The following is a 21640-nucleotide window of genomic DNA, read 5'->3' on the forward strand; positions in this document are numbered from 1 at the left end:
CCCGACATGGCCAAGAACACGTACGAGCTCGGGCTCGGACTCACCGAGGAACACCGGGCCCTCGCCGACTCGGTCCGCGCATTCGCCGAACGCACCATCACCTCCGATCATGTCCGGTCCGCGATCGAGTCCACGAGCGAGGACAAGTTCCCGCCGTTCTGGGATGCACTCGTCGGTCAGGACCTGCTGGGACTGCACATCCCCGAGGACAAGGGCGGCCACGGTGCCGGGCTCCTCACGTTGGCGGTGGCTCTCGAAGCGCTGGGGCGGACCGCCGCTCCGGGCCCGTTCGTCCCGACCGCGCTGTCCGCCGCCCTCGTGGCGGCCGCCGATTCCAAGGTCGGCATCGAGCTGATGCCGGGACTCCTCGACGGATCACACACCGCCGCGGTCGCGTTGGGCCGCCCACTCGATGCCTCTGCGCACGAGGGCGGATACCGCGTCACCGGGGTCGCGGACGCCGTCCTCGGCGGCGAACACGCCGACACCGTGCTTCTCCCGATCACCGTCGGCGACGACGTCCGCTGGGCCGTCGTCGATTCCGCGGACGTCACCGTCACAGTGCAGGACAGCATCGACGTGGTCCGCGGCTCCGCACGGATCACCGCCGACGCCGTTCGGGTGGGCGCCGACCGGATCCTCGACGGGCTGAGCGCGCGGCGCGTCCGGTCCGTCGCCACCGTCGTTCTCGGTGCGGAGGTGATCGGCGTGATGTCCTGGTGCGTGTCCACCGCATCCGAGTACGCGAAGACGCGGGTGCAGTTCGGGCGTCCGATCGGCCAGTTCCAGGGCGTCAAGCACAAGTGCGCCCACATGGGCATCGCGCTGGAGAAGGCGCGCGCGGTGCTGTGGGATGCCGCCTCGGCCCTCGACAACGGTGACGACACCGCCGATTTCGCCGCGGACATCGCCGCCGTCGTCGTTCCCGACGCCGCGGTGCAGTGCGCACAGGACTGCATCCAGGTCCACGGCGGCATCGGATTCACCTGGGAGCACGACGCGCACCTGTACTACCGCCGGGCGCTGGCCATCCGGGGGCTCCTCGGCACCCGCGAGGAGCGGGCCACTCGGGTGGCCGACCAGTCCCTCGCAGGCACCGCCCGCACGTCCGAACTGGAACTGCCGGACGAAGCCCAATCGATCCGCACCGAGGTGCGGGCGGAACTCGCCCCGCTGGTTGGCCTCGACGAGGACGACCAGTTGATCGCGCTCGGCGACGGCGGCTGGGTACAGCCGCACCTGCCGAAACCGTACGGGCGCAGCGCGTCCCCGCTCGAACAGATCGTCATCGCCCAGGAGATCACGGCAGCCGGAATCCCGATGCCGCAGCTGCTCATGGGCGGCTGGGCGGTGCAGGCCGTCGTCGCCCACGGCACGGACGCGCAGAAGCGGGATCTTGCCGTCCCCACCCTGCGCGGAGATCTGGTGTGGTGCCAGCTGTTCAGCGAACCGGGGGCCGGTTCCGACCTGGCGTCGCTGACCACCAAGGCCGAGAAGGTCGACGGCGGTTGGACGGTGACCGGGCAGAAGATCTGGACCACGGTGGCACAGTTCTCCGACTGGGCGATGCTGATCGCCCGCACCGACCCGGCCAAACCGAAACACGAGGGCATCACGTACTTCGTGCTGGACATGTCGACACCGGGCGTCACCGTCCGGCCGCTGCGCGAGATGACCGGGTCTGCCCTGTTCAACGAGGTCTTCCTCGACGACGTGTTCATCCCGGACGAGAACGTGGTCGGGAACGTGAACGACGGCTGGAACGTGGCCCGCACGACCCTCGCGGGCGAGCGGGTGGCGCTGAGCCAGAAGATGGAGGCCTACGCCACCGACAAGGATCTGCTGCAGTTCGCCCGCGGCCGCGATCTCGGCCCGCTGGCACGCTTCCGCGTCGGCGAACTGGTGGCCGAGAGCCAGGCGATCGATCTGATCGGTTCACGGATCGTGCTGAAGCAGCTGTCGGGTGCGGACGTGAGCATCACGTCCAGCGTCGGGAAGCTGCTGGGCATGGGGCTCGGACAGTCGATCGCCGAATTCGTCGTCGCCGAACTGGGGGCGGCGGGCGCCGTGAGCATTCCCGGGGAGCCGAGCGACAAGGCGATGGAGCAGTTGATCGCCGGCCGCGCCACCACCATCTACGGCGGCACCACCGAGGTGCAGCTGAACGTGATCGGGGAACGCATGCTCGGGCTGCCCCGCGACGCGCAGGGGGTGTCGTGACCGGCGAGCCGCTGAGCGGGCTGACCGTCGTCGAGCTCGCGAGCCTCGCGCCCGCCCCGTTCGGCTGCATGATCCTCGCCGACCTCGGCGCGGACGTGATCCGCGTCGAGCGGGCAGGTGACGGCGGCAGCGGGCTGATGGCGCCGTCGGGTGTGCTCGACCGCGGACGACGGTCGATCGCCGTGAACCTGCGGACTCCGGAGGGGCTGGAGGCCGTTCGGACGCTCGTCGAACGCGCCGACATCCTCGTCGAGGGTTTCCGTCCCGGCGTCGCGGAACGCCTGGGCATCGGCCCCGACGACTGCCTGTCCCGCAATCCCGGTCTGATCTACGGGCGCATGACCGGCTGGGGCCAGGACGGTCACCTCGCACCTCGGGCCGGGCACGACATCAACTACATCGCGCTCGCAGGCGCGCTCGAACCCATCGGGCGTGCCGGGGAGCGGCCGGTGCCGCCGCGTTCTACGACACGTACGAGTGCGCGGACGCCTGCACTGGCCGTCGGGGTCGAACCGCACTTCTACGATCAACTACCCGGTCCTGAGGGACGCGGGTTTGCTGCTCACGTTCTAACTGGCTGTTAGAGGGGTGGCTGCTTTAGGCACGGCTGATTGGGCGGCCCGGTAGTTGTTGTGTCCGAGTGCGGCAATGTTGGCGGCGGCGTTATGGTCGGCGTGGCCGGTCCATCCGCAGCCGCGGCACCGGAAAAGTGCTTGACTGTGCCTGTTCGCGGTGTCGCAGTGCCCGCAATGGTGGCAAGTCTTACTGGTATTGCGGGTTGATCACCTGCACCGGCACTCCTGCGGCTTGCGCCTTGTAGGTGATCTGGTCGCGCAGTTGCGCGTATGCCCACGAGTGCAGTTGTTGCCGTTGTTTACGTGCGAGCCGTACCCGGTCCCGGATTCCCGATAGGTCTTCTACCGCGATTCCTTGACCGGTGCGTTGTGCTTGGGCAACAATCGTTTTCGAGAGTTGGTGGTTGATGTCGGTGGCGTACCGCGTCTCCTTCCTACGCCGTCTCTTCAGTTTCCGTTTCGCGGACTTGGTCCCCACCTTCTGCAGCGCGGACCGCATGGTTCCGTTCTTTTTCCGGCGGGCGGTGACCGCACCACCGGACCACCGGACGTCGAGTTCGGCCGGGTCGTCCGCGGTGGTCACCGCCAGGTTCACGATCCCCAAGTCCACGCCCAGCCACCCGGTGGGGTCGTCGGCGGGGACCAACTGATCCGGTGCGTCGGTGTCGACGGTTGCATGCAGGTAGAAAGATCCATCGCGGAAAATCAGATCTGACTCGCCTTTGCGGTCGGCGAGCATTTTCAGCTGCCACGGCGCGCACACGAATCCGACGTTGCGCATCCGGCCTTCGGTCGTCCAGATCGACACCGTCGATCGATCGATCCGCCACGATAAGCACCGATCGTCGAACGGTTGGCCCGCGTCCTCGCGGAACACGATCGCCTTACCTGCAACCTTCGCATACCGTTTCGATTCCGGTGTGCCGTAATTCCCGTTAAGCAGGTTCGCTCTCCGGGTCGCGTAGGCATCCGCGACTTTCTTGATGACCCGGATCGCCGGTTGCGCCGACAACCCGCGCGCTTTGAGCTGGGCATAGACCTGTTTCTGCAGCGCGAACGGGCGTCGATCAGTGGCGGTATGCGCGAACTGCGAAACCATGTTCGCCCCCGCATTACACAATTCCAGTGTCGATTTCAGCGCCACATACTGCGCCGGGGTGGGAGCCAGCTTCACAACAACGATCCGCTTCACACCCTGCGCCTTTCCCTGTCGATACCCTTTGGTCTTCGTCACGAAGTAACGTCGCGGTACGTTCACCGAACCGATGCGGCACATCATCGCAGAGGTGTGTGACAAGTCCGGCGCAACGGTGACCGAGTTCAACGGAGAAACCGACCACGTCCACCTACGTTCGTCGAGGTGGGTGGCATCCGCCAGCCCGCTCCGGCACCGCGCTTCGGCCGCACCCCGGCGCCCGTTCCCCGGCCGGCTCCGCGGCCCGGGCAGGACACCGATGCGATCCTCGCGCAGGCCGGGTACGACGCGGCGGGCATCGAGCAGCTGCGCTCGGCGGGTGCCGTCGAGTAGGTGACGGGGACCTATCCGCGATCGGTGTCCGGCGGGAAGCCACCGGTCGCGATGGGTCCCCACTCGTCGATGGTGATCCGGATCAGGCTCTTGTTCTGCTTCCGCATGGCGTCCCGGTACTCGTCCCAGTCGGGATGTTCACCGGAGATGCCGCGGAAGTACTCCACCAGCGGCTCGAGTGCGTCGGGCAGGTCCAGTACCTCGGCGGTGCCGTCGATCTGCACGTAGGCGCCGTTGAACTCGTCGGAGAGCACGCACACGCTCACGGCGGGGTCGTGTCGCACATTCGCGGCCTTGGCGCGCTGCGGGTACGTGGCGACGACGATCCTGCCTTCCGAGTCGAGTCCCGACGTGACCGGGGAGATCTGCAGGCCGCCGGAGCGCTTCCGAGTGATCAGCACGCTGCGATGGCGCGGACGGACGAAGTCGAGCAACTCTTCCCGTGTGACACGGTCTGCGGTGGCGATGGCCATGGTGCACCTCTTCTCTGCTGCGGTGGTTCTCTCCGGTTCACCATAGGCTCCGCCACAGTCCTCAGACGTCTGAGGACTGTGCTAGCGTCGCCGAATGGCCGGACGTCACACCCTCCGCAGCGGACCGCTGGTTCCCCAGCTCGAGGAACTCCTCACCGCCTGGATCCGCGACGGCAAGTGGACACTCGGCAGTCGCATCCCCAGCGAGGCCGAACTGGCCACCGAACTCGGCGTCGGCCGTTCCTCCGTCCGCGAGGCAGTCCGGCTGCTCGCCCGCGACGGCCTGCTCGACGTGCGGCACGGCGTCGGCACGTTCGTCGCGAAACCACCCACGGGCGGTGCGGGACTCGAGAAGCTGCTGCGCCGCGCCCGCCTGCTCGAGGTGTACGAGGTGCGGCGCGCCCTCGAGATCGAGGCCGCCCGGCTCGCCGCGGAACGCGCACGCCCCGAGGATCTTCGGCGACTGCGAGAGCAGCTGTCGGCCCGGCACGACAGCACCACCGCGTCGACCGCCGTCTTCGTCGCGGCCGACCTCGACTTCCACGCCGCGATCCTGGAGATCGCAGGGAACTCGATCCTGTCCGCCCTGTTCGATTCGATCCGGCCGCTCCTCGTCGACGCGCTCGCCGAACTCGTCGACCACGAACCGGGCCGACCCGACACGAGCTGCGCACACGACGACCTGGTTCGCGCGCTGGAAGCAGGCGATGCCGAGGCGGCCGTCGCCGCCACCGCCGCCAATCTCGATCCGACCATGTCGATTCTGCGGAAAGGCGAACATCAGTGACCACCCCGAATTCGGTCGTCAGCACCGACCACGTCGACCTCGTGCGGAGCGGGCGGTATCTGCTCAGCGACATCACCCTCCACATCGAACGCGGACAGCACTGGGTGCTGCTCGGCGCGAACGGTGCGGGCAAGAGCACGCTGCTGAGCATGCTCGGCGCCTTCGCGCACCCCACCCACGGCACCGTCCACGTCCTCGGCCATCAGCTCGGCCGGGTCGACATGCGGGAGTTGCGCGCCCACATCGGGCACGTGAACCCGCGATACCGGATCGGCGCGCCACTGACGGTGCGCGACGTCGTGCTCACCGGTCTCACCAACACACCCGAGTTCGTGCCGAGGTGGTCACCGACCGCCGGCCAGGTCGCCCGAGCCGACGAACTCATCGCGTCCCTCGGCATGCAGAAGCACTCGGATGCCCTGTGGCCCAACCTGTCCCAGGGCGAACGCGGACGGGCTCTGATCGCGCGAGCCCTCATGGCCGAGCCGCAACTCCTCCTGCTGGACGAGCCCGCCACCGGCCTGGATCTGGCTGCGCGAGAACAACTTCTCACCGCACTGGACGAACTGCGCGACACGTACCCGAGCCTCGCCAGCATCCTCGTCACCCACCACCTCGAGGAAATCCCGACCACCACCACCCACGCCGTCCTCATCCGCGACGGCCGGGTGATCGCGCAGGGCCCCGTCGCGGACGTCCTCACCACGGACAACATCAGCGAATGCTTCGACCACCCGATCGAGATCACCCGGCAACGCGGCCGGTGGGTCGCGCAGACGCGGGTGCCCGAGGCGGTCGGATAGCCACCGACGCGGGGCACACTGGTGGTTATGGCACGAGGCGACCACCCTCAGCGCACCCCGTTCTACGGTGTGGTGCTCATCGTCGTCGCACTGGCGGCGGCGATGATCGTGAACCGCACCGCACCCGTCTGGGTGCAGGTGCCGGTCTACGTCCTGGCCGTGCTCGCCGCCATGGCCGGCTTCGTCATGACGTTCCGCGACCTGTCGTGAGTGGGTAGCGCTCGCCGCACCACAGCCGCAGGGACATTGGCCGGATTCCTACGCAATTGCCTGTGATTCCGGCACATCCGTCGGCAAACAGCGCGGGAGCGGCTGTGACCGCGGTTCCGCCGAGGGGTGGGGGATGCGCACCCCGGGGTGCCTGTCGAAAGGCTCGCGTCCGGCGCAAGCTTGGTCTGACAGCCCAGCTAGACCACCCAATCCACCGGAGGCACCCCATCGTCCACACCGCAACTCGCATCGCGATCGGCGCAACCGCCGCCCTCACGTTCTCCCTCGCAGGAGCCGCAGTGATCGTTCTTGCCGGTGGACATACCGAGGGGGCTCCGACCCCGAGCTCGGAGGGGGCCATCTCGCAGCAGCAGCCCGCTCCGGCGATCGCGCCGGCCCCGAGTCGAATCGTCGTCGCAGACCCCGGCTACTCGGTGAATCCCGAGTATTCGGCGCCAGGCTATTCGGCCGACGCCGAAACGGTGGCGCCGGGACCGGGTGTCGTTCCGCCCATCGTGGCAGCACCGCCCATCGTCCGAGCACCGATCGCCCAGCCGCCGATTGTCCAGGAGCCCATCGCCCAGCCGCCGGTTGCGCAACCGCCCATCGCCCAGCCGCCCGTCGTGGTTGACCCACCCGTCGTCGTCGATCCGCCCGTCGTCGTCGACCCCGTTCACCCCCCGAAGGGTCCATTCGAAGGACCGGGCCAGGTCGAGCCGGGCGTTCTCGAACCCGAAACCAATCCCTTCCCCGTCGGCGGCGGCCCGAAGCCTGCCCCGCCCGCAACCCCGCAGACGCCCGGCGGAGTCGGCCCCGTCGACGGCGGAACCGTCGTCGGTCCCTGATCACCGGAGGAAATCCACACCATGTCCCACACCAAGACCCGCATCGCGATCGGCGGGGGCGCGGCCTTCGTCCTCTCGGTCGTCGGCGCCGCCGGGATCGCCGTCGCCAGCGGCACGGCGTCACCGAACGCAGACGTGAGTGTCTCCGAGCAGCACCAGGACGAGGACCCGACGTCCGCACCCCTGCCGGTCTTCACACCCCCGGCGCTGCGCACCCCGACACAGGAACCGCCCGGATCATTCGACACGGCGTCGGCCGGCCCATTCGAACCAGCCCCCTGGCGGTAATTCGAGCGCCGGCGGCTGCTGTCGACCGTCCGATGCCTCGACGAGTGCGTGAACCGGTTCCGGCCACAATGTCTCCACCCGCTCCGCGGCTTCGGCGAACACGGCGGAATCGAGGTCGGTCCGAGACTCCGGGACACCGAAGTAGGGCCACGCTGTGATCATCGACCAGCGTTTCGGCGGCGGGAGCGGCTGCAGAAAGTACGTCTTGTCACCGGTGAGGGGCCCGCCGCGCCCCGCTCCGCCGTGCAGGCCGTCGGTCATGCGGGCGCCGGGAAGGTTGGTGAACACACTGCCGTCCGCGTACTCGACGCCGAACAGAAACGGCCCGCTGCTGTTCGACGACGCGGGTTTGCCGAAGCCGAACATGTCGAGCAGCACCGTGGACTCGGGTCTGCGTGCCTGGATCGTGAATTCGACACCACAGCTGTACACGTGAACGTCGGTCAGCCACAGCACCAGCGACTCGGTGCGGGCCAGCACAGTATCGACCGGCACGGAGACGGGGATCTCGTTCTCCGGAGTCGATTGAAATCGGATACCGGTCATCACGAGACCTCCACTTCGACGTCCTCGGGTGTCTTGTCGTCCCTGAGCCCACGCCAGCTGGGGTGCCGCAGTCTCTTCGAACCGGTCCAATCCATGAATCGCACCTCCGCGACCAACGTGGGGGTCACCCACACGGCGCCCTTGCGGTCGGCGGTGGGCAGGTCTTCGACGAACGGGCTGGTGTCGGTTTCGAGCGGCCCCAGGGTGGACGCGAGTTCCTGCAGATCCCGTTCGGTGAAGCCGGTTCCGACGCGCCCGATGTAGCGCAGCCCACCGTCCTCGGGGACGCCGAGCAGGACCGACCCGATTCCCGTGGACCGCCCGCCCTGACCCCGGCGCCACCCGCCGATCACCGCTTCCTGTGTGCGCCAGTTCTTCACCTTGATCCAGCTCGACCCCCGCTTGCCCGGCAAGTACACGGACTCGCGGCGTTTGGCCACGACACCTTCCCAGCCCTTGCCGCGGCTCTCGTCCAGAGCGTCCTGCGCGGACCCGTGCAGTTGCGGCGGAACGACCAGGTCGTCCACCTTGGCCGCCAGTGCCTCGAGGACGCGGCGCCGGTCGGTGTACTTCTTGCGTAACAACGACACTCCGTCGAGATACAGCACGTCGAACGCCAGGAAGTGCGGCTCGTTGCCCTGCTGCAGGAGGCCGAAGTTCGCGACACCCCGCTCGTCGAACGCGACCACTTCACCGTCTAGGACCACCTCATGGTCGCCGAGAGCGTCTGCCAGCCAACCCAATCGGGCGTAGTCGCGGGTCTTGTCGTTGCCTGCCCGGCTCGTCAGCTTCAGCTCGCCGCCACTGATCTCGGCGATCACCCTGATCCCGTCCCACTTCCCTTCGAACGCCCACTCGTCGGCGTCCAGTCCGTCGAGGGTGCCGGGGCTCGCGAGCATCGGTGACAGTCCCCGCGGCAGTTCGGACGTGTGCGATCCACCCGGCGACTGATCCTTCATCAGATGCATCAGCCACTGGTCGCCCTTCGTGCGGATCAGCGCGAACCGGCCGTCCACCTGCCCGCCGTGCAACTGGACGATCACCTCGTCGTCGCGCCACTTCTCGGTGTCGTAGGTGCCCGTGTCCCAGATGGTCATCTCGCCGCCGCCGTATTCGCCCTTCGGGATGGTCCCGGAGAACGTGAGGTATTCGAGCGGGTGATCCTCGGTGTGCACGGCGAGCCGGTTCTCCCCCGTCGTCGTCGGCACGTTCTTCGGCACCGCCCACGACACGAGCACCCCGTCGCGTTCGAGCCGCAGGTCGTAGTGGAGGCGCCGTGCGTGGTGTTCCTGGATGACGAAACTGTTCCCCTCCCCCGGCCGCACAGTGTCCGGCATCGGCTCGGGTGTCCGTCCGGGATCACGCTTGCGGCGGTACTCGGCGAGGGCGGCGTCGTCCTCGATCGGTGGGTCGAGTCCGGCGAGCAGGTCGCCGTCCGACTCCCACCGTTCGAGCACTTCCTCGAACCGCAGCTGCCGTAGATCGGGGTCGTCGAGTTCGTCCCAGCTTCGCGGCGCCGCGACATACGGCTGGGAGCGTCCCCGCAACGAATACGGTGCGATGGTGGTCTTGGACGGATTGTTCTGGCTCCAGTCGACGAACACCTTTCCCGTGCGCACCGCCTTGGCCATGGTGGCGGTGACGAGTTCGGGCCGCAGCTTCTCGAGACCCGTCGCCACTTGTTTCGCGACGGTCGACGCGCCCGAACCGTCCAGCTTCCGGTCGAGCGGCACGTACAGGTGAATACCCTTGCTGCCGCTGGTGACCGGGTACGCGGTCCAGCCGAGGTTCGCGACCAGGTCGCGCACGGCCCGTGCCACCTCCGCGCATTCGGTCAGGCCCACACCGGGACCGGGGTCGAGGTCGAAGACGATCCGGGTGGCGGGCCCCCGATGCGGGCCGTCGAACCGCCACTGCGGCACGTGCAGTTCGAGTGCGGCCTGCTGTCCCGCCCACGCAAGCGCCGCGACCGAGTTCAGGAGCGGATAGTGCACCGACCGATCCGAATGCTCGAGTGAACGACGCTCCAACCACGCCGGTGCGGAGGCCGCGAGGTTCTTCTCGAAGAACGGCTCGCTGTCCACGCCGTTGGGCCAGCGTTTGCGGGTGGCGGGACGGTCGACGACGTGCGGGAGCATGGCGGGCGCGATCCGCGTGTAGTAGTCGATGACCTCGCCCTTCGTCGTTTCCGATTCCGGGTAGAGGACCTTGCCGAGATTGGTCAGGGACAGGCGATGTCCGTCGACCGTCAGTTGCCGAGTTCCCGCCGTGGCCACGCGCACCTCCCTCCGCCAATACATACATATTGTGCGCCGCGCGCCCGCTTCGCTGGCCGGATCGCTACCCGCCAGGCAAGATGGCGGGGTGCACCGAGGACCCAAGACAGCCGTCGCCGCCATGTCCGCTGCACTGACATTGCTCGCCGGATCCTGCTCCACCGACACAGCGTCGGAGGTCGACGCCCGGGCCGAAGCCTCGACGATTCCCGAAGCGTTCACCAAACTTCCGTCCACCCGCGCGGTCGGCGACTGCGCCCCCGGCAGCGGCGTCACCGCGCAGGACGGCGTGGTCACCATCGCCACCGACAGTCCGTCGTACCAGCCGTGGTTCGTCGACGGTGACCCGTCCAACGGCAAGGGCTACGAGGGCGCCGTCGCCCGGGAAGTAGTCGGGAAGCTGGGATACGGTCCGGACCAGGTGCAATTCGAGACCGTCGCATTCAACGACGCGCTGGCACCCGGCGAGAAGAACTTCGATTTCGCCATCGACCAGTTCACGATCGTCGACACCCGGCGCGAGACGGTCGATTTCAGTTCGCCCTACTACGCCGTCACGCAGTCGGTTCTGGCGCTGAAGAACTCGCCAGCGGCGAGAGCCAAATCGCTCGCCGACCTCGCGCCGTTCCGCCTCGGGGCGCAGGTGGGGTCCACCAGTTTCGACGCCATCACCCAGACCGTGCAGCCCCGCCAGGCACCGGTCAGTTTCACCACCACCGACGACGCCAAGGCCGCCCTGGCCGCGGGCGACATCGACGCGCTGGTGGTCGACATCCCGACCGGATTTCAGATCACCGCCAACGAGGTGAAGGACAGCGTCCTCGTCGGGCAGTTCCCGCGCCCGAACGCCGTCACCGAATTCTTCGGCCTCGTGCTGGAGAAGAACAGTCCGCTCACCGCGTGCGTCTCGGCGGCCGTCGATTCGCTCTACGCCGACGGGACGCTGGACGCCCTTGCCGCCGAGTGGATCACCGACACCGGCGGCGCGCACGTCCTCGATTGATCAGCCATACAGCTCGACGAACGTCGTCAGGGACTTCTCGATGTCGCCCTTCAGTGCCTTCGCGACACCCGAGCCGATGGGCCCGAACAGCGGTGCGCCACCGAGTTCGATGGTGAACGCCACCTCGGACGCGTCGCCCTTCGCCTGGACGTCGAGCACCATTCCGAGCTTCACGCCACCCTTGCCGTCACCCTTGAGGACGATGCGGTTCGGGGCGTCGTACTCCTTGATCGTCCACTTCACGCGATTGCGGAGTCCCTTGACCGTCACGACGGAACTGATCTCGGTTCCGGCCGTGAGGGTCTCGGGAAGTTCGCCGCGCCAGCCGTCGTGGACGACGAACCACTTGTCGAAGTCCTGCAGATTCGAGGCCTTCTCCCAGGTGTCCTGGGGGCTGAGGGGAACATCGGTCTTGACCGTGAGTTTCGCCATTGGTGCAGCCTAACGGCCTGTGAGTACTTATTAACCGCGGGCGGTTAATAAGTACTCACAGGCCGAAGGCATTAGTGGGAGACGGCCTTCTCCACACCGACACCGGTGAGAGAGCGGACCTCCATCTCGGCCTGCTTGGCGGGATCTTCCGCCTTGCCGCGGCCGATGTAGGTGCCGACGACGCCGAGCACGAACGCCAGCGGGATGGAGACGATGCCCGGGTTGGCGAGCGGGAAGTAGTCGAAGTCGGCGTTGGGGAACATCGACGACGGCTTACCGGACACGGCCGGGGAGAACGCGATCAGCAGGAGGCAGCTGACCAAGCCGCCGTAGATGCTGAACAGGGCACCGGTCGTGTTGAACTTCTTCCAGAACAGCGAATACAGCAGCGTCGGCAGGTTGGCCGAGGCGGCCACCGCGAAGGCGAGCGCCACCAGGAACGCGATGTTCTGGCCCATGGCCATGATGCCCAGGACGATCGACACGAGACCGATCACGACGACCGTGATCCGGGAAACCCGCACCTGGGACTCTTCCGACGCGTGTCCGCGCTTGATGACGCTGGCGTAGATGTCGTGGGCGAACGACGCGGACGCCGTGATCGCCAGCCCTGCCACGACCGCGAGGATCGTTGCGAACGCGACCGCGGAGATGATCGCCAGGAAGATGGTGCCGCCCAGTTCGAACGCGAGCAGCGGCGCCGCCGCGTTCTCCTTGCCGGGCGCTGCGAGGATGACGTCGGGGCCGACCATCTTGGCGGCACCGTAGCCGAGGACGAGCGTGAACAGGTAGAACGCGCCGATCAGTCCGATCGCCCAGGTGACCGAGCGGCGGGCTTCCTTGGCGGTGGGGACGGTGTAGAACCGCATCAGCACGTGCGGCAGGCCCGCGGTGCCGAGGACCAGGGCAATGCCGAGCGAGATGAAGTCGAGCTTGCTCATCGAGCTGATGCCGTACTTGGCGCCGGGAGCGAGGATGTCGCGGCCCGCGATCGCCTCGTTCGTCGAACCGGCGACCGTCGCCTGGGCGTCGGCGAGCAGTTGGGAGAAGTTGCCGCGCACCGCGAACAGCACGAGGAAGAACATGATGCCCGCACCGGCGACCAGCAGCACCGCCTTGACCATCTGGACGTAGGTGGTGCCCTTCATGCCGCCGACGAGCACGTACACGATCATCAGCACACCGACGACCGCGACGACGACGCCCTGACCGACCTTGCCGTCGATGTTCAGCAGCAGCGCGACGAGTCCGCCGGCGCCCGCCATCTGCGCGAGCAGGTAGAACAGCGAGACCACCAGCGTGGACAGCGCCGCGGCCATCCGCACGGGACGCTGCTTGAGCCGGAAGCTCAGCACGTCCGCCATCGTGAACCGGCCGGTGTTGCGTAGCAGTTCCGCGACCAGCAGCAGGGCCACCAGCCAGGCGACGAGGAAGCCGACCGAGTACAGGAAGCCGTCGTAGCCGTACACCGCGATGGCGCCGGCGATGCCGAGGAACGACGCCGCCGACAGGTAGTCGCCGGCGATGGCGAAGCCGTTCTGCGGTCCGGAGAACTGACCGCCGCCGGTGTAGAAGTCCGAGGCCTTCTTGGTGGTACGGCTAGCACGGATCACGATGGTCATCGTGATCACGACGAACGCCACGAAGATGGCGATGTTGAGGATCGGGTTGCCGACGTCGGTGCCTGCGGCGAGTGTGGTGATCACTTGAGCGGTCCTTCCAGCTCGTCGCGGATCGCGGCGGAGCGGGGATCGAGTTCCCGGTTGGCGAACTTCACGTACAGCGCGGTGATCACGAACGTGGTCACGAACTGGCCGAGACCGAGGATGATGCCCAGGTTGATGTTGCCGATCACCTTGGTGGCCATGAACTCGGGCGCGTACGTGGCCAGTAGGACGTACGCCGCGTACCAGGCGAGGAAGAACGCCGTCATCGGGAAGACGAAACTACGCAGGCGGTGTCGCAACTCCTGGAACTCCGGGCTCGCCTGCATGTCTACGAAGGCTTGCGCATCAGGGGCGTGCCGCTTCTGCGGTGCGCCCTCACTGAGATCGGCTGTGGTCACTGCAGACTCCTTGGTCGTGTGAAGTGAACTGGTAACCGACGTTAGTGAGAGTTGAGTCACAGAAATAGGTTGTGGTGCCTGTCACACGACGAGCTGCCGGACTGTGCGTCGAACGGTCACCCGACCGCGACAAGCGGCTCCGCCGCCCGTGCGCCTTTCTGTTGCGGGAGCTACCAAAAAGGCTCACGGGGAGCGGAGCTCCCTCTCGCGGTCGGAGCCCACCCCGAGCCGCTCGGGGGCGTGCATGCGGGTGAAGATCCGGCTGAGGTCGGCGGGAATCTGACGCTTCGTCACCTTGCTGACCAGCACCATCGTGACGAAGGCCAGCGGAACGCTGACGGCGGCCGGGTACGCGACCATCGCCGCGGGCCAGCCGTTCCAGACGTCGACGGTGAAACCGCCGAGCACCGAGATCCCGGCGGCGCAGCCGGCGACGAGCCCGCCTGCGACCATCCCGGCACCCGCCCCGGCGGCGGTCAGTCCACGCCACCAGATGCCGAGCACGAGCAGCGGACAGAGCGTCGACGCCGCGACCGCGAACACCAACCCGACCGTGCGCGACAGATCCAGCGACGTCACCGCCAGCGACAGCGCCAGCGGCACCGCCCCGGCCAGGACGGCGGCGATCCGGAAGTCCCGGATCCGCCCGCGCAGGACGTCGGTGCTGAGCACCCCGGCGATGCTGACGAGCAGTCCGGACGACGTGGACAGGAACGCCGCGATGGCCCCGGATGCCACCAGTGCGGCGAGGAGTTGCCCGGCCCACCCGGAGATCACGGAGCCGGGCAGCAGCAGGACCGCGGCGTCGGACGTGCCGGTGATGAGCAGCTGCGGCACGTACAGCCGCGCGAACACCCCGAGCAGCGTCGGGAACAGGTAGAACACTCCGAGCAGCCCGACCACGGCCAGCGACGTCAGCCGCGCGGCCCGCCCGTCGGGGTTGGTGTAGAACCGGACGAGCACGTGTGGCAGCCCGAGCGTGCCGAGGAACGTGGCGAGGATCAGCGAGTACACCTGGTACATCGGGTGGTCGCCGCCGAATCCCCAGCCGGGGGCGATCCAGTCGGAGTTGTCGGCGGGAGCGCCCGCGACCACGGGCACCGGGGCGCCCGCCTCGAGGGTCATCGACGTGCCCTCGCCGAGGTGGTGCTCGCCCGGCTCGAGGAGAACGTCACCGCTCGCCGGGGCCCCGTCGATCGTCCCCGACCCGCCGACGGTCACCGGTTCGGACACCTGCACGACGACGTCGGTGGTGATGTCGACCGTGGTCTGCTCGCTCACGGTGGGTGGTGCGGCGGCGCCCAGCTCGTGGTGGTCGCCGAAGAAGTACACCGACAGCACCAGCGCCGGGATCGCGACCGCGGTGAGTTTCAGCCAGTATTGGAAGGCCTGGACGAATGTGATGGACCGCATGCCGCCGCCCACCACGTTGCCGATGACGATGAGCCCGACGACGACGGCCCCGACCCAGGTCGGCACCCCGAGCAAAATGTTCAGAGTCAGCCCTGCGCCCTGGAGTTGCGGGACGAGGTACAGCGCGCAGACGGCGGCGACGACGAGCATCGCGAGGGTGCGGAGCCGGCGGGAGGCGAGCCGGAACTCGGCGAAGTCGGGCACCGTGTACGCGCCGGAGCGTCGCAGCGGTGCGGCGACGAACAGCAGCAGCCCGAGGTAGCCGGCCGTGAACCCGATCGGGTACCAGAGGGCGTCGGCACCGTATTTCGCGATCAGGCCGGCGACACCGAGAAAGGATGCGGCCGAGAGGTACTCGCCGGAGATGGCGGCGGCGTTCCACCGCGGCCCGACGCTGCGGGACGCGACGAGGAAGTCGGAGGTGGTGCGCGCCAACCGCACTCCGTAGATGCCGATGGCCACCGTCGCGACCGCGGCCGCGGCGAGACCGGCCAGGGTCAGCCAGGGAATGGGTTGGTCGGGGGTCACGGGATGCTCAGTCGTCCACCAGGTCGGCGAATTCCTGTTCGTTGCGCTCGGCCTGCCGCACGTAGATCCAGCCGGTGGTCAGGAGCACCGGGTACACGAGCGCCCCGAGCACCACCCACGGCAACCGGATCCCCAGCACCGCCACGTCGGACAACGCCGGGAACAGGAACATCACGAGCGGCACCGCGCACAGCAGGCACGCTGCGAGGAGCGCGAGCCGGACGGCCAGCACGAGCTGGGTGCGCACCAGCCCCCGGATCATCGCGTCCCCGACCGCGGTCTGTTCCTGCACCTCGACCCGGGTGCGGACGATGCGCGCACCGCGGCGCTGGGCGAGCACGACCCGAACCCGCTCCGGCGAACTCATCGCGCGGTCCATGTTTGTTTCGGCGCCCGGACCAGCCGGTCCTTGAGCATCCGGGTGTGTCTGCGGCTGACCGGCAGTTCGACGGGCTGGTGGTCGCCGTGCGCGCGGAGGCACACGACGAGACCGTTGCCGACGGTCCGGATTCCGGTGACCCGCGGCAACGCGACGAGATACGAGCGGTGGACCCGCAGGAACCCGGCGTCCGCCCAGCGTGTCTCCAGTGCCGAGATAGGGATGCGAACGAGGTGGGAGCCGTCCGCGGTGTGCAGTCGGGCGTAGTCGCCGTCCGCTTCGACCCACTCGACGGAGGACCGGTGCACGAGCGTGGTGATGCCGCCGAGTTCGACCGGGATCACCTCGTCGGTGGGGGCGGCCGGTCCCGCGTCGACCCGCCTGCGGCGCCCCTCGACGATGCGGCGCACGGACTCCGCCAGCCGCTCCTCGCGCAGGGGTTTGAGGAGATAGTCGACGGCTCCGAGGTCGAATGCGGCGACGGCCCGGTCGTCGTGGGCGGTCACGAACACCACCTGCGGTGGGGACGCGAAGTTCGCGAGGATCCCGGCCAGCTCGAGACCGTCGAGTCCGGGCATGTTGATGTCGAGAAAGACGGCGTCGATCTCGCCGTCGCGGAGTATGCGCAGCGCCGTGGTGGCATCTCCCGCGGTCCGGATGTCCCCGACCGCGTCCTGGGCACGCAGCAGGAACGCCAGCTCGTCGAGGGCGGGTTTCTCGTCGTCGACGGCCAGCACGGTCAGGGGTGCGTCCGGAGACTTGTCGTCAGTGTGGTTCACAACGACAGCAATCGTCGCACGGACTCTTCCCGTTCACGTCGAGATCCCCCGCCGGAACTTCGGGACGCGCATGCTCACCTTGGTGCCCGCACCGGGCGCGGTCTCCACCACGAGTCCGTAGTCGTTGCCGAACGCGGCGCGCAGGCGGTCGTCGACGTTGGCGAGCCCGACGTGCGCCGCCTCCTTCACCCCCGACGTCTCGGCCACCGAGTCCAGCGACCCCGACCGCAGCAGTTCGGGATCCATGCCGACCCCGTCGTCCTCGACGCTGATCACGCAGTCGGTGCCCTCGTCGGCGGCGACGATGCTGATGGTGCCACCGTCCGGTTTGGCGGCGATTCCGTGCCGCACCGCGTTCTCGACCAGCGGTTGCAGCGCGAGGAACGGCAGCACCACGTTCAGCACCTCCGGCGCCACCTGCAATTTCACCGCGAGCGCGTCGCCGAACCGGGCGCGCTCGAGGGTGAGGTACCGGTCGATGTTGCGCAGTTCGTCGGCCAGCAGGGTGAACTCCCCCGCCGTACGGAACGAGTACCGCGTGAAGTCGGCGAACTCGAGAATCAGTTCCCGGGCGCGATCGGGATCGGTGCGGACGAACGACGCCACCGTGTTCAGCGCGTTGTAGATGAAATGCGGGCTGATCTGCGCGCGCAGCGCCCGGACCTCGGCGCGGTCGAGTCGGGCGCGGGACGCGTCGAGGTCGGCGAGTTCGATCTGGCTGCACGCGTACCGGGCGACCTCCGTGACGGCGCCGAGCATGCCCGGACCAGGGTCTTCCGTGGTGACGATGCCGAGCACCCCGACCACGCCGGTGGCCTCGATGAGCAGGGGCTGGGCGATCAACGCCCGCACCGCGTTGTCGCCCGCGCCCCGGACGAGGCCACCGTAGGCGACGAGCACCCGGCGCTCCCCGTCGACGGCGCGGGCGGCCGCGTCGTGCAGTTGTTCGGTCATGGCTTCGTGCGGTCCGCTCCATGCGAGCAGGTCACCGGCGGCGTCGAAGACGCCCAGCGCCTGCGCGCCGGTCAGCTGGCGCAGGTGCGGCGCGGCCTCCTCCGCCGACGTCTCGTCGAGTCCCCGCCGCAACGGGCGCGCCGCCAGCGACGCCGTGTGCAGGGTGGTGTGAACGGCCCGTTCGGTGGGGGTCGTCAGCTCGCGCCGGGCGCGCAGCCACACCGCGGTGAACGCGACGACGGGAATGAGGACGAGCAACGCGACGACGGCGACGACGGTTCCCGTCATTCGCCGGCGTCCAGTCGGGCGATCAGGGTCTTCGGGGCGACGGTGCGGTAGGCGTCCTCGACGATGTCGGCGACGTCGTCCCAATCCTGCGGGACGTCGAGATAGACGCCGATCCACCCGCGTCCCCCGACGTACGGCGGGACGAAGAACCTGCCGGGATCACGCTGCACCCAATCCTGCTGCGCTCCCGGCGGAGCCGCCGCCCAGAACGACACCCGGTCGTCGTGGTGACGGTCGGCGAGTGAGGCGAACTGCGGTGCCTTGCGGACGAACCACGCCGGTTCTCCGTGACTGACCCGTTCCGTCGCCTCGGGCAGGGCGAGGCACAGCGCCCGCAGCCGTTCGAGATCGCCGTTTTTCACGGTGTTCCTCCCTCGGGACACGTGTCGGGTGCGGGCACGTCGGCGAAGCGGTCGGCGATCCACTGCATCGCGCCGGGAACGGAGCGCCCGTCGGCGTGCCCTTCGCCGGGCCGGGAGTCGAACTCGACGACGTCACCGAGTGCGCACGCGTGGTCGACGGCCTGCGAAGTCCATTGCGGCAGAATGAGGTTGTCCCTCTCCCCCACGACGACGAGCATCGGCCCGCCCGCCCCGTTCTTCGGCAGGGCGATGTCCTCGAGCCACCCTCGCATGCGCTCGGCGTCGGCCTCCGTCCGCGGACCCGTGTCGGCCGGGGTGAGTTGGGTTGCCACCGTCCACTTCTCGGGGAGTTTCGCGGCGACGCACGACAGCGTGACGTCGGGAGTGGCGGCGAGCGCGCCGCGCATGTAGTCGTCCGGATTCAGTTCGGGGTGCACCACCTTCAGCCCCTCGAGGAGGTAGGGAAGGAACATCTTCTGCGGCCACGACAGTGGTTCGACGGTCCCGTCGGCGACGATCCCCGACAGATCGGCCGCGGGTGACAGATTCGCCGAGCCGACGAACTCGAGCCCGTCGCCGTAGTCGTCGGCGTGCTCGGCTGCGGACCACGACGCCTGACCGCCCTGCGAGACCCCGATCGCCGCCCAGCGCGTCGACGCGTCCGGCACCACGTTGCGCGCCGCCCGGACCGCGTCGATCAGGTCGTAGGCGGCGGTGTCGGGTTCGAGGTAGGGATGCGGGCCGTCGGTGCCGAGTCCTTGGTAGTCGGTGACGGTCACGACGTACCCCCGCTGCAGCAGCGGGCGGACGAGGTTCGTCGTGCCCAGCAGGGTCGGCGACGACGAGGGGGCGCAGTCGTCGGTGACGCCGGTGGTGCCGTGCCCGACCGTGACGACGGGCCGGCCGCCGTCCGGTGCGGGGCCTGCGGGAGTGAAGACCGTGCCCACGACCTCCGAGCCGCCGCCGTCGACACCGGACGTCGACCGGTAGACGACCCGGGTTGCCGTAGCGCCGAGTGCAGCGATCGCCGGATCGATGTCGGGCACCGGCTCCTGGCTCATCAGAGCGCCACGCTGATCCCCTGTCGGCGCCTGCGGAACGGAAGGGGCGGAGGGCGCGGCCAGCGAGGTGGTGGGAGACGGGCCCGGGGACGCCTCGTCCGTGGCGCAGGCGGTCAGCGCCACGACACCGGCAAGGGCGACCACGGCGGTTCGCACCGGACGCACACCCACCTCGCACCTCATTCGCGCCGTCTCCGCACCCGCTCCTCGGCTGCTGCCTCCTCCACATCGAGGCCTTCCAACACGCTACGCATCACCTCGTCGTCGAGCGTGCCCGCGTCGCGGGCGGCGATGATCGCCTCGCGTTGCGCGCGCAGGGCCGCGCGACGGTAGTGGTCGAACAGTGCGCCGGCCCGCTGCTTCTCCGCGGCGTCTTCCGCTTCCTCGGCCTGGAGTCGCGCCCGCATCGACCGCCGCACCCGGTCGAGGATGTCGGTCAGGTCGGCTCGGTCGATTCCCTCCGGCGGGTGTGCGGCGAACTCGACGAGGGCCCGTTCGCCTGCGTCGCGGGAGATCGCGCGGGCCAGCTTCACCTGTTCCTCCTCGCGCTCGCGTTCGCCGGGATCCGCCAGATCGAGTCTCCGGATCAGCAGCGGCATGGTGGCGCCCTGGATCAGCAGCGTGCCGACGGCCACGACGAACGCGATCGCCTGGATCACCTCGCGCCCCGGGAACGGCTGCCCGCTCGCGATGACCACGGGCACACCGGACGCGGCGGCGAGCGTGACGACCCCGCGCATTCCCGCCCAGGACACGACGAGGCTCTCCCGCCATCCGAGTTCCACCGAGCCGCCCGGCGCCTCGATCGCCAGCCCGACCCGGCGGCGGAGCCAGTGCAGCAGGATCCACGCCGGCCGTATCGCCATGACCACGAAGAGGACCGCGAAGCCGTAGAAGAAGACGTGGTGCACCGGTAGGCCCTGGTCTCGGACGTCGTCGATGACGAACTTCAGTTGCAGTCCCATGTAGGCGAACACGAACATCTCGAGCAGGAGGTCGACGCTCTCCCACAGCGACCGCTCCTGGATGCGGGTGGCCACGGAGGCGTCGGTGGCCTTGTGCCCCATCAGGAACCCCGCGGCGACCACCGACAGCACACCAGAGGCGTGCACCTCCTCGGCGGCGAGGTATGCGGCGAACGGGAGCATCAGCCCCAGCACCGTTTCCAGCGGGGAGTCGTACATGCGGTGACGCACCCACTCGACGATCTTGGCGAGCACCAGTCCGATCAGGACCCCGCCGACCACCTCGTAGCCGAAGAACACCACCGGATGAACCGGGATCTTCGCCCCGACGACGGCGGAGACGGCGACGGTGAACAGGGTCAGCGCGGTGGCATCGTTGACGAGTCCCTCACCGGTGAGGATCGCGATCACGCGGTTCGGCAGGCCGAGCCTGCGGCCGACCGCGACGGCACTGACCGCGTCCGTCGGCGCCACCACGGCGCCGAGGACCAGGGCAGCGCCGAGCGTGAATTCGGGGACCAGCCAGTTGGAGAAGAAGGCCACCCCGACGGCGGTCGCCAGGACGGTGAAGATCCCCAGCCGGAGAATCGGCGCGAGGTGGCGCCGGAACGTGGCCACCGAGAACTTGAGCGCCGCGGAGTACAGCAGCGGCGGCAGCACCACACCGAGGATGGCCTCCGGGTCCAGTTCGAGGCGCGGCATCCCGGGGATGAACGACGCCGCCGACCCGATCGTCACGAGCACCAGCGGCGCCTGCAGGTCCCGGCGCTTCGCGAAACTCGTCACGGCGATGGCCGCGATGATGACGAGGAGCACGAGGACGCCGTTCACGACACCGATTCTGCCGCGCCTGCCCGCCG

At 68.6% G+C, this 21640-nt stretch carries 21 protein-coding genes and 2 pseudogenes; 9 read left to right on the forward strand and 14 right to left on the reverse strand.

What is annotated here, in order from left to right; genetic code table 11:
• The first annotated feature begins 6 nt into the window (after nucleotides 1-6).
• Both GO592_RS24335 and GO592_RS24340 read left to right on the forward strand, forming a co-directional pair.
• Entirely contained in the window at nucleotides 7-2220 is a 2214-nt protein-coding gene (locus tag GO592_RS24335; RefSeq protein ID WP_007298165.1) for an acyl-CoA dehydrogenase, read from the forward strand.
• A pseudogene (locus tag GO592_RS24340) lies at nucleotides 2217-2678 on the forward strand (CoA transferase); the annotation flags it as partial. The gene GO592_RS24335 and the pseudogene GO592_RS24340, both read left to right, overlap by 4 nt.
• A gap of 111 nt (nucleotides 2679-2789) precedes the next feature.
• On the opposite strand, the pseudogene GO592_RS24345 reads toward GO592_RS24340, so the two are convergent.
• Nucleotides 2790-3987, reverse strand: a pseudogene (locus GO592_RS24345) (RNA-guided endonuclease InsQ/TnpB family protein).
• Nucleotides 3988-4155: 168 nt separating this feature from the next.
• On the opposite strand from GO592_RS24345, the gene GO592_RS24350 reads away from it, so the two are divergent.
• A complete protein-coding gene (locus GO592_RS24350; RefSeq protein ID WP_007298168.1) occupies nucleotides 4156-4323 on the forward strand; it encodes a hypothetical protein in 168 nt (55 codons plus the stop codon).
• A gap of 11 nt (nucleotides 4324-4334) precedes the next feature.
• Here GO592_RS24350 and GO592_RS24355 read toward each other — a convergent pair whose 3' ends face one another.
• Entirely contained in the window at nucleotides 4335-4796 is a 462-nt protein-coding gene (locus GO592_RS24355; RefSeq protein WP_007298169.1) for a PPOX class F420-dependent oxidoreductase, read from the reverse strand.
• 94 nt (nucleotides 4797-4890) lie between these two features.
• On the opposite strand from GO592_RS24355, the gene GO592_RS24360 reads away from it, so the two are divergent.
• The 5 genes from GO592_RS24360 to GO592_RS24380 all read left to right on the forward strand — a co-directional run bounded on the left by GO592_RS24360 (nucleotide 4891) and on the right by GO592_RS24380 (nucleotide 7729).
• Nucleotides 4891-5583, forward strand: a complete 693-nt coding sequence (locus tag GO592_RS24360) for a FadR/GntR family transcriptional regulator (RefSeq protein WP_005260511.1) — start codon at nucleotides 4891-4893, stop codon at nucleotides 5581-5583.
• Complete coding sequence (locus GO592_RS24365) at nucleotides 5580-6386, forward strand: ABC transporter ATP-binding protein (protein WP_007298170.1); 807 nt, start codon at nucleotides 5580-5582, stop codon at nucleotides 6384-6386. Before GO592_RS24360 ends, GO592_RS24365 begins: the two co-directional genes overlap by 4 nt.
• Nucleotides 6387-6413: 27 nt before the next feature.
• Nucleotides 6414-6596, forward strand: a complete 183-nt coding sequence (locus GO592_RS24370) for a hypothetical protein (protein WP_005260513.1) — start codon at nucleotides 6414-6416, stop codon at nucleotides 6594-6596.
• Between the two features lie 299 nt (nucleotides 6597-6895).
• Nucleotides 6896-7441 carry a hypothetical protein gene (locus tag GO592_RS24375; RefSeq protein WP_007298171.1) on the forward strand — a complete coding sequence of 182 codons (546 nt, stop codon included), beginning with the start codon at nucleotides 6896-6898 and terminating at the stop codon, nucleotides 7439-7441.
• A gap of 21 nt (nucleotides 7442-7462) precedes the next feature.
• Complete coding sequence (locus GO592_RS24380; protein WP_007298172.1) at nucleotides 7463-7729, forward strand: hypothetical protein; 267 nt, start codon at nucleotides 7463-7465, stop codon at nucleotides 7727-7729.
• Here the strand turns inward: GO592_RS24380 and GO592_RS24385 are convergent.
• Nucleotides 7679-8275 (reverse strand): hypothetical protein, encoded by a 597-nt coding sequence (locus GO592_RS24385; RefSeq protein WP_005568464.1) that lies wholly within the window; start codon nucleotides 8273-8275, stop codon nucleotides 7679-7681. The two genes, GO592_RS24380 and GO592_RS24385, sit on opposite strands and share 51 nt — an antisense overlap.
• Nucleotides 8275-10551 carry an ATP-dependent DNA ligase gene (locus GO592_RS24390; RefSeq protein WP_442792404.1) on the reverse strand — a complete coding sequence of 759 codons (2277 nt, stop codon included), beginning with the start codon at nucleotides 10549-10551 and terminating at the stop codon, nucleotides 8275-8277. The genes GO592_RS24385 and GO592_RS24390 overlap by 1 nt, the downstream gene beginning before the upstream one ends.
• 121 nt (nucleotides 10552-10672) lie before the next feature.
• Here GO592_RS24390 and GO592_RS24395 point away from each other — a divergent pair, with 121 nt between their 5' ends.
• Nucleotides 10673-11554 (forward strand): ABC transporter substrate-binding protein, encoded by an 882-nt coding sequence (locus GO592_RS24395; protein WP_007298174.1) that lies wholly within the window; start codon nucleotides 10673-10675, stop codon nucleotides 11552-11554.
• Here the strand turns inward: GO592_RS24395 and GO592_RS24400 are convergent, their stop codons facing one another.
• From GO592_RS24400 to GO592_RS24445, 10 genes are all read right to left on the reverse strand, one after another.
• A complete protein-coding gene (locus tag GO592_RS24400; protein ID WP_007298175.1) occupies nucleotides 11555-11986 on the reverse strand; it encodes a type II toxin-antitoxin system Rv0910 family toxin in 432 nt (143 codons plus the stop codon).
• 71 nt (nucleotides 11987-12057) lie between these two features.
• Nucleotides 12058-13692, reverse strand: a complete 1635-nt coding sequence (locus GO592_RS24405; protein ID WP_007298176.1) for a solute symporter family protein — start codon at nucleotides 13690-13692, stop codon at nucleotides 12058-12060.
• On the reverse strand, nucleotides 13689-14051 hold the full coding sequence (locus GO592_RS24410) for a DUF485 domain-containing protein (protein ID WP_005243994.1): 363 nt from the start codon (nucleotides 14049-14051) through the stop codon (nucleotides 13689-13691). Before GO592_RS24410 ends, GO592_RS24405 begins: the two co-directional genes overlap by 4 nt.
• Nucleotides 14052-14234: 183 nt before the next feature.
• Nucleotides 14235-15992 carry a sodium/solute symporter gene (locus GO592_RS24415; RefSeq protein ID WP_007298177.1) on the reverse strand — a complete coding sequence of 586 codons (1758 nt, stop codon included), beginning with the start codon at nucleotides 15990-15992 and terminating at the stop codon, nucleotides 14235-14237.
• Between the two features lie 7 nt (nucleotides 15993-15999).
• Entirely contained in the window at nucleotides 16000-16371 is a 372-nt protein-coding gene (locus GO592_RS24420; protein WP_007298178.1) for a hypothetical protein, read from the reverse strand.
• Nucleotides 16356-17150, reverse strand: a complete 795-nt coding sequence (locus GO592_RS24425; protein ID WP_005568477.1) for a LytR/AlgR family response regulator transcription factor — start codon at nucleotides 17148-17150, stop codon at nucleotides 16356-16358. Before GO592_RS24425 ends, GO592_RS24420 begins: the two co-directional genes overlap by 16 nt.
• A gap of 33 nt (nucleotides 17151-17183) precedes the next feature.
• Entirely contained in the window at nucleotides 17184-18392 is a 1209-nt protein-coding gene (locus GO592_RS24430) for a histidine kinase (RefSeq protein WP_007298179.1), read from the reverse strand.
• Nucleotides 18389-18754 (reverse strand): MmcQ/YjbR family DNA-binding protein, encoded by a 366-nt coding sequence (locus GO592_RS24435; protein ID WP_007298180.1) that lies wholly within the window; start codon nucleotides 18752-18754, stop codon nucleotides 18389-18391. The genes GO592_RS24430 and GO592_RS24435 overlap by 4 nt, the downstream gene beginning before the upstream one ends.
• Nucleotides 18751-19998 (reverse strand): lipase family protein, encoded by a 1248-nt coding sequence (locus GO592_RS24440; RefSeq protein ID WP_007298181.1) that lies wholly within the window; start codon nucleotides 19996-19998, stop codon nucleotides 18751-18753. The genes GO592_RS24435 and GO592_RS24440 overlap by 4 nt, the downstream gene beginning before the upstream one ends.
• On the reverse strand, nucleotides 19995-21611 hold the full coding sequence (locus GO592_RS24445) for a Na+/H+ antiporter (RefSeq protein WP_007298182.1): 1617 nt from the start codon (nucleotides 21609-21611) through the stop codon (nucleotides 19995-19997). The genes GO592_RS24440 and GO592_RS24445 overlap by 4 nt, the downstream gene beginning before the upstream one ends.
• Nucleotides 21612-21640 lie beyond the last annotated feature (29 nt).

Origin of the sequence: Rhodococcus sp. 21391 (assembly GCF_016772255.1) — a bacterium.
GTDB classification, from domain to species: Bacteria; Actinomycetota; Actinomycetes; order Mycobacteriales; family Mycobacteriaceae; genus Rhodococcus_F; species Rhodococcus_F opacus.

Coding starts and splice junctions, on each gene's coding strand:
- GO592_RS24335 (WP_007298165.1), top strand. CDS start 7: ATGGCCAAGAACACGTACGAGCTCGGGCTCGGACTCACCGAGGAACAC.
- GO592_RS24355 (WP_007298169.1), bottom strand. CDS start 4,796: ATGGCCATCGCCACCGCAGACCGTGTCACACGGGAAGAGTTGCTCGAC.
- GO592_RS24360 (WP_005260511.1), top strand. CDS start 4,891: ATGGCCGGACGTCACACCCTCCGCAGCGGACCGCTGGTTCCCCAGCTC.
- GO592_RS24370 (WP_005260513.1), top strand. CDS start 6,414: ATGGCACGAGGCGACCACCCTCAGCGCACCCCGTTCTACGGTGTGGTG.
- GO592_RS24380 (WP_007298172.1), top strand. CDS start 7,463: ATGTCCCACACCAAGACCCGCATCGCGATCGGCGGGGGCGCGGCCTTC.
- GO592_RS24385 (WP_005568464.1), bottom strand. CDS start 8,275: ATGACCGGTATCCGATTTCAATCGACTCCGGAGAACGAGATCCCCGTC.
- GO592_RS24395 (WP_007298174.1), top strand. CDS start 10,673: ATGTCCGCTGCACTGACATTGCTCGCCGGATCCTGCTCCACCGACACA.
- GO592_RS24400 (WP_007298175.1), bottom strand. CDS start 11,986: ATGGCGAAACTCACGGTCAAGACCGATGTTCCCCTCAGCCCCCAGGAC.
- GO592_RS24420 (WP_007298178.1), bottom strand. CDS start 16,371: ATGGACCGCGCGATGAGTTCGCCGGAGCGGGTTCGGGTCGTGCTCGCC.
- GO592_RS24430 (WP_007298179.1), bottom strand. CDS start 18,392: ATGACGGGAACCGTCGTCGCCGTCGTCGCGTTGCTCGTCCTCATTCCC.
- GO592_RS24440 (WP_007298181.1), bottom strand. CDS start 19,998: ATGAGGTGCGAGGTGGGTGTGCGTCCGGTGCGAACCGCCGTGGTCGCC.